This is a genomic window from Pantoea sp. X-Soil-TKNS-1280 (genome assembly GCF_059730475.1).
Map to the genome: position 1 here is coordinate 118,872 of NZ_AP035962.1, position 13,320 is coordinate 132,191.

General features: G+C 56.4%; 12 protein-coding genes. 4 read left to right on the forward strand and 8 right to left on the reverse strand.

Annotated elements, in window-relative coordinates; translation table 11 throughout:
• Positions 1-70 precede the first annotated feature (70 nt).
• The gene (fdhD, locus tag AC6I8X_RS00580; RefSeq protein ID WP_313683445.1) at positions 71-895 is read left to right on the forward strand and encodes a formate dehydrogenase accessory sulfurtransferase FdhD; all 825 of its coding nucleotides are present in this window, start codon (positions 71-73) and stop codon (positions 893-895) included.
• Here fdhD and AC6I8X_RS00585 read toward each other — a convergent pair.
• Positions 892-1,668 (reverse strand): DeoR/GlpR family DNA-binding transcription regulator, encoded by a 777-nt coding sequence (locus tag AC6I8X_RS00585; protein WP_299455537.1) that lies wholly within the window; start codon positions 1,666-1,668, stop codon positions 892-894. The two genes, fdhD and AC6I8X_RS00585, sit on opposite strands and share 4 nt — an antisense overlap.
• Positions 1,669-1,842: 174 nt before the next feature.
• On the opposite strand from AC6I8X_RS00585, the gene AC6I8X_RS00590 reads away from it, so the two are divergent.
• From AC6I8X_RS00590 to AC6I8X_RS00600, 3 genes are all read left to right on the forward strand, one after another.
• Positions 1,843-3,183, forward strand: a complete 1,341-nt coding sequence (locus tag AC6I8X_RS00590; protein WP_313683447.1) for an aspartate aminotransferase family protein — start codon at positions 1,843-1,845, stop codon at positions 3,181-3,183.
• 180 nt (positions 3,184-3,363) lie between these two features.
• Positions 3,364-3,981, forward strand: a complete 618-nt coding sequence (gene sodA, locus AC6I8X_RS00595; protein ID WP_313683448.1) for a superoxide dismutase [Mn] — start codon at positions 3,364-3,366, stop codon at positions 3,979-3,981.
• 184 nt (positions 3,982-4,165) lie between these two features.
• Positions 4,166-5,134 carry a VirK/YbjX family protein gene (locus tag AC6I8X_RS00600; RefSeq protein WP_416410751.1) on the forward strand — a complete coding sequence of 323 codons (969 nt, stop codon included), beginning with the start codon at positions 4,166-4,168 and terminating at the stop codon, positions 5,132-5,134.
• A gap of 6 nt (positions 5,135-5,140) precedes the next feature.
• Here AC6I8X_RS00600 and AC6I8X_RS00605 read toward each other — a convergent pair whose 3' ends face one another.
• From AC6I8X_RS00605 to AC6I8X_RS00635, 7 genes are all read right to left on the reverse strand, one after another.
• Positions 5,141-5,503, reverse strand: a complete 363-nt coding sequence (locus AC6I8X_RS00605; RefSeq protein WP_313683450.1) for a YibL family ribosome-associated protein — start codon at positions 5,501-5,503, stop codon at positions 5,141-5,143.
• Positions 5,504-5,600: 97 nt separating this feature from the next.
• On the reverse strand, positions 5,601-6,146 hold the full coding sequence (gene mtlR, locus AC6I8X_RS00610) for an MltR family transcriptional regulator (protein ID WP_208617271.1): 546 nt from the start codon (positions 6,144-6,146) through the stop codon (positions 5,601-5,603).
• A gap of 32 nt (positions 6,147-6,178) precedes the next feature.
• The gene (mtlD, locus tag AC6I8X_RS00615) at positions 6,179-7,327 is read right to left on the reverse strand and encodes a mannitol-1-phosphate 5-dehydrogenase (protein ID WP_497840395.1); all 1,149 of its coding nucleotides are present in this window, start codon (positions 7,325-7,327) and stop codon (positions 6,179-6,181) included.
• Between the two features lie 92 nt (positions 7,328-7,419).
• Entirely contained in the window at positions 7,420-9,354 is a 1,935-nt protein-coding gene (locus AC6I8X_RS00620; RefSeq protein WP_313683452.1) for a PTS mannitol transporter subunit IICBA, read from the reverse strand.
• A gap of 443 nt (positions 9,355-9,797) precedes the next feature.
• On the reverse strand, positions 9,798-10,514 hold the full coding sequence (locus AC6I8X_RS00625) for a DUF3053 domain-containing protein (RefSeq protein ID WP_497840396.1): 717 nt from the start codon (positions 10,512-10,514) through the stop codon (positions 9,798-9,800).
• A gap of 314 nt (positions 10,515-10,828) precedes the next feature.
• Positions 10,829-12,427: a gamma-glutamyltransferase family protein gene (locus AC6I8X_RS00630; RefSeq protein WP_497840397.1), complete on the reverse strand. Its 1,599-nt coding sequence runs from the start codon at positions 12,425-12,427 to the stop codon at positions 10,829-10,831.
• Positions 12,428-12,436: 9 nt separating this feature from the next.
• Positions 12,437-13,318 carry an ABC transporter permease gene (locus tag AC6I8X_RS00635; protein WP_497840398.1) on the reverse strand — a complete coding sequence of 294 codons (882 nt, stop codon included), beginning with the start codon at positions 13,316-13,318 and terminating at the stop codon, positions 12,437-12,439.
• Between the last annotated feature and the right edge of the window lie 2 nt (positions 13,319-13,320).

The following is a 13,320-nucleotide window of genomic DNA, read 5'->3' on the forward strand; positions in this document are numbered from 1 at the left end:
ACTAAGACTGCGAGTATAGCGGCTAAATATTACCACTGCTTTTGTAAGGTTGTTGTGCGAGGCGAAGAAAGTGACACAGAAAGATCAGAAAAGTCCCAGCAATGTGAGTGAGATCGCAGGTGCGAGCCAGGCGCAGGTATGGCAACGGCGCGACATCACTCATGCGGAGCCGGACTGGCTGGCGCAGGAAGTTCCGGTGGCGCTGGTCTACAACGGTATTTCCCATGTGGTGATGATGGCGACGCCCAACGATCTTGAAGCCTTTGCGCTCGGTTTTTCGCTGTCGGAAGGGATTATCGACACGCCGCAGGAGATTTTTGGTCTTGATGTGGTGCCGGGTTGCAATGGCATCGAAGTGCAAATCGAGCTATCCAGCCGTCGCTTTATGGCGCTGAAAGAACAGCGTCGCGCGATGGCAGGACGCACCGGTTGCGGCGTCTGTGGTGTCGAGCAGCTGGATCAGATCGGCAAACCGATCACCCCCTTACCCTTTACGCAGACCTTTTCCCTCGACCATCTGGATGCCGGGTTAGCGCGGCTGCGTGATTTCCAGCCGGTGGGCGAACTGACCGGCTGCACCCACGCGGCGGCATGGATGTCACCCACGGGTGAACTGCGCGGTGGCTGTGAAGATGTGGGTCGCCATGTGGCGCTGGATAAACTGCTGGGCTATCGCAGCAAAGCCGGCTGGCAGCAGGGCGCGGTGCTGGTGTCCAGCCGCGCCAGCTATGAGATGGTGCAGAAGTCAGCGATGTGTGGTGTCGAGATTCTATTTGCGGTGTCGGCAGCGACTCAGCTGGCAGTGGATGTGGCACAGCGTAGCAACTTAACGCTGGTTGGCTTCAGCAAGCCAGGCCGTGCCACCATCTATACCCATCCGCAGCGGCTGCGTTAAACCACCTGAACCTGCGGCAGAACTTGTTGCAGGGCATTGAGCGCGCCAGGTTTGCCCTGGCCCGCATCACAAATCAGCAAATCCACCTCGGCAATCGCTGCGTATTGAGTGCGACTGACGACGCCAAGTTTGCTGTGATCTGCCAGCAGGATGGTGTGACTGGCCTGCTGCACCATGGCGCGCGCTATCGCCGCTTCGTGCGGATGGAAGCTGGTGGCCCCCTGTCTGGACTCAATCCCCACCGGAGACAGCAGCGCCACGTCGGCACGATAACGATAAATCTCACCCACCGTCATTTCGCCACGCGTCTGCTGAGCACCGGCAGACATCATGCCGCCCAACAAAATCACCTGATTATTCAGCGTTTCATGTTCTTCGGCTGAACTCAATGCCAGCGCCGCTTGCAGGCTGTTGGTGATGATGGTCAGCCCGGACATGGTGCGTAACTCTTCGGCCAGCAGGGTGGTGGTGGTGCCGGAATCGAGGAACAGCGTCTGGCCGGGTTGCAGATGCTGCACCGCCGCGATGGCAATGGCACGTTTCTCTTTGGCCTGGGCGCTGCGTCGTTCGCGCAGCGGTGCTTCTGGCTGGCTATCCACCGCCACCAGGCCGCCATGGACTCGGCGCGCCACCCCCTGCGCTTCCAGCTCGATAATGTCGCGCCGCGCGGTTTCCCGCGAAATACCCAGCTCTTTGATCACGCGCTCGGTACTGACCTGATGATGCGTGGTCAGCAGTGCGCGGATGCGATGTAAACGGGTTTCCTGCAACATGACATTTCCCTGTGGCGAGTTCAGCGTGGGCCTAAGATTACCTGAGCTTCATCGTTCCGTCATGTGTATTTGGTTGTATTTGTGTATTTGGTTGCATTTCTCGCCAAAACCGGCATGATATCTGTAAACGGTTATTACGCATGCACCCCTTTCACCTTCGCAACGGGAGTTACCATGGCTACACGTTCCACCATCATGGATACCAACAGTTTTCGTGCTGAACATGCCGACGGCCTGGATGCCGATACGCGCAAACTGACCGATAAACGCAGCAAAGTGCTGGGCGAGTCGTATCGCCTGTTCTACCGTAAGCCGGTACATCTGGTGCGCGGTGAAGGACAGTATCTGTGGGATGCCGCAGGTAACAAATATCTCGATGTGTACAACAACGTGGCGAGCATCGGCCATTGCCATCCGGCAGTGATCGAGGCGGTGAATCAGCAGATGAAGATGCTGAACACCCATACCCGTTATCTGCACGAACGTATCCTGGATTACAGCGAAGAACTGCTGGCGACCACCCCGGATGCCATCGACCGTGCGATGTATATGTGTACCGGTTCGGAAGCCAATGACCTGGCGATTCGCATTGCACGCTCGTTTAGCGGCGGCACCGGTATTATCGTTTCGCAGGAGGCTTATCACGGTACCAGCGACCTCACTTCTGGCGCGTCACCGGCGCTGGGTACTGGCCAGCCGCTGGCACCGACTACCCGTCTGGTGCCACCGCCGGACCACTATCGCGTCAATGCGCCTGATCTCGGTGAGTGGTTTGCCAATGAAATCCAGAAGCAAATCGACGACATGAAAGCGCACGGCATCAAGTTCGCCGGTTTCCTCGCTGACTCCATTTTCTCCTCTGACGGCGTGCTGCCAAACCCGCCGGGTTTCCTGCAGAAGGCAGTGGAGGTGGTACACGCTAACGGCGGTATTTTTATCGCGGATGAAGTGCAGCCTGGCTTTGCCCGTACCGGTGATGCGTTCTGGGGCTTCGCCCGTCACGGCGTGGTGCCGGATGTGGTCACCACCGGTAAACCGATGGGCAACGGCATTCCGGTTTCTGGCCTGCTGGCGAAAAGCGATGTACTGGCAGCGTTCAGTGATGAAATCCCTTACTTCAACACTTTCGGTGGCAACCCGGTGGCGATGGCAGCGGCGCAGGCGGTACTGAAGGTGATCAAGGAAGAGGGTTTACAGGAACATAGCCGTATTGTGGGCGCGAAATTGCAGGCCGAGCTGGCGAAGCTGATGGACCGCCATGAATCGATTGGCGACGTGCGCGGCGCGGGCCTGTTTATCGGTTTCGAACTGGTCAGCGATCGCAGCAGCAAAACGCCAGACAAAGCATTGGCACTGGATTTGATTGAGAAGCTGCGTGATCACCATGTGCTGACTTCCGTCGCGGGTCCGTACGGTAACGTACTGAAATTGCGTCCGCCGTTGGCGTTCCAGGAAGGCGATATCGACTGGCTGGTCGGGGCGCTGGATAAGTCGCTGACTGAGCTGGGCCGCTAATCTTCATTCCCCTGAGTGGCGCGATTTATCGCGCCACTATTGCCAGATTCTTCAAATCCTTATCTTTACTAAGGCATTGATAACCCTTTTCCGGATCATGAATTTAACTATAATGATCCAACTGCTTACGCGGCACGCCAGCGAGGTTGTGCTGCTCAAACACTAATGGAGAGGAAGAACATGAGTTATTCACTGCCATCCCTGCCTTACGCATACGACGCACTGGAACCGCATTTCGACAAGCAGACGATGGAAATCCATCACACCAAACACCACCAGGCCTATATCAACAACGCGAACGCTGCGCTGGAAGGTACTGAATTCGCCGATCTGCCGGTTGATGAGCTGATCACCAAACTGGATCAGCTTCCAGCTGACAAAAAAGGCCCACTGCGTAACAACGCGGGCGGCCACGCTAACCACAGCCTGTTCTGGAAAGGCCTGAAAACCGGCACTACCCTGCAGGGCGAACTGAAAGCCGCCATCGAAAAAGATTTCGGCAGCGTAGAAAAATTCCAGGAAGAGTTCGAGAAAGCGGCTGCGACCCGTTTCGGCTCTGGCTGGGCGTGGCTGGTGAAAAAAGGCGACAAACTGGCGGTAGTTTCTACTGCAAACCAGGACAACCCGCTGATGGGCGAAGCGATCGCTGGCGTTTCTGGCTTCCCGATCATTGGTCTGGATGTGTGGGAACACGCTTACTACCTGAAGTATCAGAACAAACGTCCTGACTACATCAAGGCGTTCTGGAACGTGGTTAACTGGGACGAAGCAGCAGCACGCTTTGCTTCTGCTAAGTAATTAGCACCTGAATACCGCAACCGGTGGCCATGGCCGCCGGTTTTTTTTAAACGAAATTTAAACCAATCTTCAACAAAACTGATATTCCCGCCAGTGATTGCAACGTATCGAAACTTATTAACCCGTCGTTGATAATTTGGGGCATATACTTGCGCCAATTAGTCCTGCAAAAGCACAAATAATCATGTCTACGATAATTACTTCTGAGACGAATAATGATTCGTCAGCATCACTTTTTCTGCAATTAATAAGCGGAAAGTTTGTGCCAAATAAATTATGGCGTAGCAAAAATTTCCGTTTTAAATTTGCCTTAAGATCCCTTGTTTATCCTGTTACTACCCATCGTTATCTGCATGAACTGGCGGCGCTGCCGCAGTTGCCGCAAATGTTAACGGTGCAGGGGTTGCTACCCGCTAAGCTCCATCGTCCTTATCTGCGCGCGGGTTTTAGCGTGGCACAGCGGGCGCAAGCCATTCTCGATCACTATCATCTGATGGCTGGCCTGGAAAACACCGCCCTGCGCCAGATGCTGCAAAGCCCCGGTGACAATTTACTGGCGGGTTTTAAAGGCAAGAATGGCGAATCTTTCACGATTCACTGCTGCCCGGGGCGTTTCGACCGTGAAGGCGAAATTACGCTGGAATTGCATTTTGAAGAGAAGTTAATTGCGTCTCTGTCTTTCTCTATTTTTAATGAGAATCAACAACGCAGTTTATTAATTGGCGGTTTGCAGGGGCCACGCAAACATATTTCTAATGATGTGATTCGTGATGCGACCAAGGCGGCACACGGTTTATTCCCTAAACGTCTGCTGATGGAAGCGGTATTTATTCTCGCAGAACAATGCGGCGTGCAGGCCATCAGCGCAGTGGGGGATACCACCCACGTCTTCCGCAGCCTGCGTTATCGTCACAGCAAGGGCGATCACTTCTTTGCCAGCTACAGTGAATTCTGGCAGTCGTTAGGTGGTGAAGCACGGGCGGATGGGATATTTACGCTGCCGCTGCATATGCCGCGTAAGGCGCTGGAAGAGATTGCCAGCAAGAAACGTGCGGAGTATCGCCGTCGCTATGAACTGCTGGATAACCTGACGCAACAGGCATTGCTGGCATCAGGTGTGGAAGGGGTACGCGACGTGACTCACGCCGCGTAACCGCAATCAGAACGGCTGCTTCGCGTAGCCGGTCATGACTTTCAGCCCCATCTCACGTCCGAGCGCGGTCATCGGGTGCACCACCACCAGGCCGCGCACGCTTTTCTTCAGCGCACCCATATTGGCCTGTTCTTTTTTGGTGATCTCACGGCTGAATGGCAGTTTTTGCAGCTGCTGCGCTTCTTTGCTCAGCTTCTCAACACGCACACCGCGCAGGCGTTCAATCTCCACCACCAGTGCTTCTTTTTCTTTCAGCAGCGCACCGAGTTTCTCGGCATCACCTGCTTCCAGCAGCTGTGGTTCTTTGCGGTTCAGGGCATCCAGCTGATCGCTAAGACGTTTGATCTCAGCTTTTTCTTGTTCTTTCATCGGGAAAACTCGTTAAGGAAAACAGGGAAAGGATACACCAAATCAGGGGGGCTGTGCACCGCGCTGACTTTGCGCGATTTATCGCGCGGTGAATACCTCAAACCGCTGGCTTCTTAAACGCCTGCTTATGGGAAATGCGGGAAATCAGCTCGGTGAGGGACAACACCATGGTGGATCGCACCATCTGTAAATAACGCTGCTGCTGCATGGCGCGCAGTTCTTCATCATCACGCGTGAAATCGGGTTGGGGCGGCCAGGCAACGACGCAGTGCAGTTCGCGAAAAGGGCCGAGAATCTCGTCATCGGTAAAACGATACTCGTTGGTGTCGTGGTTTAACTCTTCGCGCAGTGCCAGCAACAATTCACAATCTTCATATTCATGACGATTGATCACGCCGAGGCCGTAAATCAGTTTCAGGCGGACTGACATCTCGCCGAGCGGACCATTGCCGAGCAGCAAGGGTTCGACGGCGTATTTCACTGCGTAATCATCCTTGCGGAAAACCTGCAAAACCAGCAGGTTAACCGCTTCAGTCAACAGCTCAACGGCGGCGATCAGAAAGCTTCTCACCGAACGACCGGCGTTCAGGCGCTCAAGCACCCGGTTTTCAAAAGCTTGCTTCTCTTCCATTATTGCCTGCATCGTTCAAATACCGCCGTGTTGCGTGGCGCGCATTATGCCATAGCGTTATAAGCACTCACCACTGAGGTGACGACTTCACTGTTGCTATCCAGCCCGGAAATTTGTGCCAGGGTTGCCTGCGGGCCTTTTTCCGCCAGCAGCGCTTCCAGCTCCTGGGCCTGCGGGTCCTGCGCGCTGCGGTAATGCATCGCGGCGGCAATGCCCTGCACCAGGTTGGCATGCGGCAGCTGATATTCCAGCGTGCCCAGCGTCGGTTTGATCAGACGATCGCCCGCGCTGAGTTTACGCAGCGGCTGACGGCCCACGCGCTCAACGTCATCTTTCAGGTACGGGTTTTCAAAACGACTGAGGATTTTCTGGATGTAGGCGGCGTGTTTATCCGCATCAAAGCCATAGCGCTTGATCAGCACCGCACCGCTTTCTTCCATCGCACCCTGCACCACGGCACGGATTTTCTGGTCAAGGATGGCATCGCGGATGGTAGCGTGACCGGCCAGCTGGCCGAGGTAGGCGGTAATCGCGTGGCCGGTGTTCAGGGTGAACAGCTTACGCTCGACAAACGCCATCAGGTTATCGGTCAGTTCCATACCCGGAATATTCGGCAGTTCGCCTTTGAACTGGGTTTTATCGACGATCCACTCGCTGAAGGTTTCTACCGTGACTTCCAGCGGGTCATTGCTGCCAGCTTCTGACGGCGGCACGATGCGGTCCACTGCGGAATCAACAAAGCCAACGTGTGCTTCAACCCAGGCGTGGTACTGCTCTGGCAGCGCTTTCAGGACGTGTTGTTTTAACTGGCTGGTGCCGCGCACCATGTTTTCACAGGCAATGATATTCAACGGACGGACATTACCGTTATCGCGGCGGCAGGCCAGACCTTTGGCGACGCCACCGGCGATGCGCTCCAGAATCTGTGGGCCAACCGCCGTGGTAACGATATCAACCTCAGCGATCAGCGCCACGATGTCATCGCTGGTGCTGTTCACGGCACTGACACCTTTCACAATCTCGACTTTCGCCTGCTCGCCAACCACATGAACCGGATACTCATGACGGGCGTTAAGGGCATCGAGCACTACCTGATTGACATCCGCGAATACCAGCTCGATACCGGCATCAGCCAGCAGCTTACCGATAAAACCACGGCCAATGTTACCTGCTCCGAAATGTAACGCTTTCATAATTTGACCCATATCAAATGACGATGGGGCGGGCATGTCCGCCCCGGAATGTGGGGACGGGCATGCCCGCCCCAGGGAAAAGTAGTTATCTATCAGGCGGTGGTTTTGCTGCCAGACAGCAGATCCAGCACATCCTGTACGCTGGTGGTATTCGCCAGCTTCTCAATCACGCTTTCGTCGTCCAGCGCGTTGGTCAGGCTGGTGATCACCTGGATGTGTTCGTTATTGCGTGCTGCAATACCGATCACCAGGCGCGCCACTTCATCCGCTTCTTCGCCAAACTTCACGCCCGCCGGATACTGGCAGAATACCACGCCCGTTTTCAACACGCGGTCTTTGGCTTCCACCGTGCCGTGCGGTACGGCAATCGACTCACCGAGGTAGGTCGGGGTCAGTTTTTCACGCTCCAGCATGGCATCAACGTATTCCGGCTGCACGTAGCCGCCTTTCACCAGTTGCTCACCGGCAAAGCGAATCGCCTGCTCTTTATTGCTGGCGCTCAGGCCGAGGAACACGTTGTTGGCACCCAGTTTGAACAGATGCGCGCTGCCGTCGTCATAGCTGTCGGCGAGGGCGGTCTGCACAGTTTCGCGATGCGCTTCGCTGCGATTTGCCGCCACCAGACGTTCGGTCAGGTTGGTGTACAACGCGCTGTCGAGGAAGTTGTTCAGCGAAATGTGCTGAGCCTGCGGTGCCTGGCGCATAGCACGCTCAGTCAGATCGCGGTGGGTAATCACCAGGTCCACATCACCCGGCAGGGCGTTGATGGCGCTGTTGGTCACCGAAATATTGCTCAGACCGGCATCCTGCACTTTCTTACGCAGCACGCCTGCACCCATGGCGCTGGAACCCATACCGGCGTCACAGGCCACAATGATTTTACGCACGTGGTTCAGGTCAACGCTCATCGCGTCACCGGCAACCGGTGCACCCGCCACGCTCTGGCCTTTGGACTGCGCTTTCATGTCCTGCATACGTTTGGTTGCGGCTTCGATATCGTCTTCTTCTTTCACTTTGCTGGTTTTCAGCAGGATAGAAGAGACGACGAAGGAGACAGCAAACGCCGCGATGATAGCGGTGATGTTAGCGAAGTAAGTGCCTTTCGGCGTCATGGCCAACACGGCGAGGATTGAACCCGGAGAAGCCGGAGATACCAGGCCGCCGTGCAGCACGGTCAATGTGAACACGCCAGTCATACCACCGAGGATTACTGCCAGCAGCAGACGCGGTGCCATCAGCACGTACGGGAAGTAAATTTCGTGGATACCGCCGAGGAAGTGGATGATCGCTGCACCACCGGCTGATTGTTTGGCGCTACCGCGACCAAAAATCATATACGCCACCAGCACACCCATACCCGGGCCTGGGTTGGCTTCGATCAGGAAGAAAATGGATTTGCCCACTTCGCTCGCCTGCTGGATGCCCAGCGGAGAGAAGATACCGTGGTTGATGGCGTTGTTGAGGAACAGGATTTTCGCCGGTTCAACAAAGATGGAGGTCAGCGGCAGCAGGTTGTTCTGCACCATCAGATTCACGCCTGCGGCGAGAATGTGGGACAGGCCTTCAACCAAAGGACCGATACCGATAAACGCCAGCAGTGCCAGCAGCATACCGATGATACCGGCAGAGAAGTTGTTAACCAGCATCTCGAAGCCGCTTTTGATCTTGCCATCAACGGCACGGTCAAAATGTTTGATCGCCCAGCCGCCCAGCGGACCGGCAATCATCGAGCCGAGGAACATCGGCATATCGGCACCGACAATCACACCCATGGTGGTGATTGCGCCGACCACACCGCCACGGTCGCCACCCACCAGACGACCACCGGTGAAACCAATCAGCAATGGCAGCAGATAGGTGATCATCGGGCCGACGAGTTTCGCCAGCGTCGCGTTGGGGATCCAACCGGTTGGAATGAACAGTGCAGTGATGATACCCCAGGCGATAAACGCACCGATGTTAGGCATCACCATATTACTCAGAAAGCGACCAAAGCTTTGAACTTTGACCTTCACTGATGAGGACATAAACCCACCCCTTATTGAGACGCGCCGCAATAAGAGAGCGCGTTTGTTTTTGTTAAGACGTTACGGCGGGGGCCGTGGCATTACTGTATGCAGGCGGACTCTAGCACTAGTTTATGACGCTGCGTAGGGCACGGAATAAATGTGATTTAGATCACGCTAATTTGGGGTGTGCAGGGTGCTATTTGGTGACATTGATCACAAAAAGGCAGTGTAAGAAAAGTACGATGCCGAATATTTAACCAAATCAGGGTGATAAATGTGACGACAATCACTTTTTTATGGGTGTGGTTTGTTTCATAAATGTGATGCTGATCACAAACAATTTATGGTCGAAAATGCGCCAGATCACACAATGCCGGGGGTGGGGTAAAGCAGAAAAGGGGAATGTAAGGAAGTGACAAAAGTCTGAAAAGCGGGTAATCCATGATTACCCGCCTGACGTTTTACTGAAAACCGCTCTGCACGGCATTCTGTGCCTGGGTCAGCGCCTGGGCATTGCTGGAAAGGGTGGTCATCAGTGCGTTGTACTGTGTCGCCTGATCCTGGGTGGGGAACTGCACGCCGCCATTATTAAAGGTGACACGCGTACCTTGCGCTTGCAGATAGTCACCGGTCTGGACTGCGGCCTGGCTCAGCGCCTGCAATTGCGGCAGCAGTGGCATCAGGGTGCTGGCGGGTTGCGTCACCACTTTGGTGAAGACGCTGTCATACACTTTTTTCAGGTCGTCCGGCTGTTTCAGGGCGGCGTGGCTGCTGTCAGCCTGCATTTTGGCGGCCTGAATCTGCTGGGTCAGCACACCCAGGTTGCCGCTGGCCTGGCGCAGTGTGTCACGGCGCGTCAGGTAATCCTGGGGTACGCGAATCGCGGCCAGCTCATCAACGACCGGGCGCATGCCCTGTTCGACCGCCTGATTGACCTGCTGAGAGAAGCCATAAAGGATGGCGTAATCGCTGGCATAGTTACCGAAGGTTTGTTTCTGGTTTTCGCTCAGGCTGGGCAGATGCTCGCCGCTGCGCATCACGGTGTTCTGGAGAAAATCAGTAAAGGCTTTGCGTTGATCGCCTTCTTTGTCGCCGCAGGCGGTAAGTTGCAGCACGGCAAGCAACGTAATCATCAACATGCCGCTACGCATCCAGATGCGGGAAATTCCTGACGCCATATTTCAACTCCTGTCAGTCACTCAATGGCTGATCCCTTCATACTTCGAGCCGCAGCTGCGTTGGCTGCGTGCGCTCACCTCAGGCACTTACTTGTGTAAGCTCCTGGGGATTCCCGCACTTGCCGCCTTGCTGCAACCCGAATTATTCGGGATATATTCAATTCGGTGGGAAAGGTTCTCAAGGATAGAACAATGGCATGAAGCGCACAACGGGCGGGATAATCTAAAAACTGCGCGATAAATCGCGCCGCTACAAATACGTGCAGTGAGCCGTAGCGGCGCAATTTATTGCGCGGAGTGGTGCGTGATCGGCGTCAGTACACCAGCGCCTGCCCATCCTTGCGGCTTTCAGTCGCCGCGATATAAAACCCCTGCGGGTCGCGCACAATCACCTGCGCACCGCCGAAGTTATAACCCTGCAACGGATCCTCCACCGCAATCTTGTGGCCCATCGCGCGCAGCGCGGCGAGGACATTGCGATCCATGCCTGCTTCAACCATCACCTCGCGGCCCTGCACCACACGCCAGCGTGGGGCATCAATCGCAGCCTGCGGGTTCTGTTTGTGCAGCATAATGCGTAGCGCCATCTGCAAATGCCCCTGCGCCTGCATCGGGCCGCCCATCACCCCGAATGACATCAGCGGCTGGCCGTCACCATCCAGCGCAAACGCCGGAATGATGGTGTGGAACGGACGTTTGCCTCCGGCAACCACATTCGGATGAGCAGGGTCGAGTGAGAAACCTGCGCCACGGTTTTGCAGGCTGATGCCGGTATCAGGCACCACCACGCCGGAACCGAAGCCCATAAAGTTGGACTGAATAAATGACACCATCATGCCGCTGGCATCGGCGGTCGAGAGATACACGGTGCCGCTCTGCTGCGGTGAACCGAAGGTAAAATCTCCCGCTTTATCCGGGTCGATCAGCGCAGCGCGCTGTTTCAGGTAGCTGTCGCTCAGCAGCAAATCCGCCGGGAATTCCAGGTGATCTTCATCGGTGATGTAACGGTCCAGATCCGCCAGCGCCAGCTTCATCGCTTCAATCGACAGATGCAGCCACGGCACGCTGTCCGGTGTATAGCGGCCGATATCCCAATGCTCCAGAATGCCGAGGGCGATCAGGGTAGCGATGCCCTGGCCGTTTGGCGGCAGCTCCTGCACCGAACCACCGGCAAACGGATGCGACAGCAGTTGCACCCAATCGGCACGATGATGGTTGAGATCTTCCAGCGTCAGCGCCGCGCCGTGTTCGGCGGCGAAGGCGGCCATTTGCTGTGCCAGTTCGCCGCGATAGAAAGCTTCACCGTTGGTTTCGGCGATTTTCTGCAAGGTGACGGCCTGCGCCGGATTGCGGAACAACTCACCGGCACGCGGTGGGCGACCTTCCGGAGCAAAACAGGCGCTGAAGCCGGGCTGATCTTTCAGTTTGTTGTAGCCACGCTGCCACAACTGACCAATCAGTGGCGATACCGGAAAGCCGTCGCGGGCGTACTCAATCGCCGGTTGCGCCAGCGTGGTGAGCGGCAGGGTGCCGAAGCGTTCCGCCAGCGCCACCCAGGCCGACACGGCGCCAGGCACGGTGACCGCCTCCCAGCCGATTTCTGGCATGGTTTGCTGCCCGGCAAAGCGTTCGGGGTTCCACGCCGCCGGGGCGCGCCCGGAAGCATTCAGGCCGTGCAACTCCTTGCCATCCCAGATAATGGCGAACGCATCGCTGCCGAGGCCGTTGCCGGTCGGCTCCAGCACCGTCAGCGCCATGGCGCTGGCAATCGCCGCATCGACGGCATTGCCGCCCAGCTGCAACATGCGGATACCGGCCTGCGCTGCCAGCGGCTGCGAGGTGGCGACGGCGTTGCGTCCCATCATCGGTACACGGTGTGAGGCGTAACTGACGTTGTAATCCAAATCACTCATAACCTTTCCTTAATGTGAGTCATTGCGCGGATCGAGCGCGTCGCGCAGTCCGTCGCCCAGCAGGTTGAAGCCCTGCACGGTGAGAAAAATGGCCAGGCCGGGGAAAATCGACATCCACGGTGCCTGTTCCAGGTAACCTTTTGCGGTATTCAGCATCGCGCCCCACGAGGGGGAAGGGGGTTGCTGGCCGAGACCGAGAAACGACAGGCTGGCTTCGGTGATAATCGCCGACGCAATCGCCAGCGTGGCCTGCACCAGAATTGGCGACAGCACATTCGGCAGCACGTAACGCAGGATGATCCAGCGGTCCGGCAGGCCAATTGCGCGAGCGCCATCGATATACTCCTCGTGACGAATGGCGATCACCTGGCCGCGCGTCAGGCGGGCGAAAATCGGCATCGCTGACAGGCCAATCGCAATCATCGCATTCGACAGGCTCGGGCCGAGAAACGCACCGAGCGCTATCGCCAGAATCAAAAACGGACAGGCGAGCAGTGCCTCGATAAAGCGTGAAATAATGCCGTCACACCAGCCCTGCCAGTAACCGGCAATCAGCCCGAGCGGCACGCCAATCAGGATGGCGATCATCACCGAAATGCAGCCCGCCAACAGTGAGGTCCGCGCCCCCCAAATCAGCCGCGACAAAATATCGCGCCCCAGCTCATCGGTGCCGAACCAGTAGAGCACCGAGGGGGCTTTGCGTACCGCCAGAAAGTTGGCTTTGATGGGATCGAAGGGGGCCAGCCACGGGGCCAGCAGCGCCACCGCGACAAACAGCACCACAATCACCGCGCCAATCAGCGCGCTTTTATTACGCAAAAACTTCTTCAGCACCCGGCGATTGGGCTTTGCTACGGCAGGCACTGCGCCTGCGGTTAACACCTCGCTCATGG

What these genes read in the sequence shown, in the direction of transcription:
- AC6I8X_RS00585 (WP_299455537.1), bottom strand. Translation starts at nt 1,668, where the DNA reads ATGTTGCAGGAAACCCGTTTACATCGCATCCGCGCACTGCTGACCACG.
- AC6I8X_RS00605 (WP_313683450.1), bottom strand. Translation starts at nt 5,503, where the DNA reads ATGAAAGAACAAGAAAAAGCTGAGATCAAACGTCTTAGCGATCAGCTG.
- mtlD (WP_497840395.1), bottom strand. Translation starts at nt 7,327, where the DNA reads ATGAAAGCGTTACATTTCGGAGCAGGTAACATTGGCCGTGGTTTTATC.
- AC6I8X_RS00600 (WP_416410751.1), top strand. Translation starts at nt 4,166, where the DNA reads ATGTCTACGATAATTACTTCTGAGACGAATAATGATTCGTCAGCATCA.
- AC6I8X_RS00625 (WP_497840396.1), bottom strand. Translation starts at nt 10,514, where the DNA reads ATGGCGTCAGGAATTTCCCGCATCTGGATGCGTAGCGGCATGTTGATG.
- AC6I8X_RS00635 (WP_497840398.1), bottom strand. Translation starts at nt 13,318, where the DNA reads ATGAGCGAGGTGTTAACCGCAGGCGCAGTGCCTGCCGTAGCAAAGCCC.
- sodA (WP_313683448.1), top strand. Translation starts at nt 3,364, where the DNA reads ATGAGTTATTCACTGCCATCCCTGCCTTACGCATACGACGCACTGGAA.
- mtlR (WP_208617271.1), bottom strand. Translation starts at nt 6,146, where the DNA reads ATGCAGGCAATAATGGAAGAGAAGCAAGCTTTTGAAAACCGGGTGCTT.
- AC6I8X_RS00630 (WP_497840397.1), bottom strand. Translation starts at nt 12,427, where the DNA reads ATGAGTGATTTGGATTACAACGTCAGTTACGCCTCACACCGTGTACCG.
- AC6I8X_RS00590 (WP_313683447.1), top strand. Translation starts at nt 1,843, where the DNA reads ATGGCTACACGTTCCACCATCATGGATACCAACAGTTTTCGTGCTGAA.
- AC6I8X_RS00620 (WP_313683452.1), bottom strand. Translation starts at nt 9,354, where the DNA reads ATGTCCTCATCAGTGAAGGTCAAAGTTCAAAGCTTTGGTCGCTTTCTG.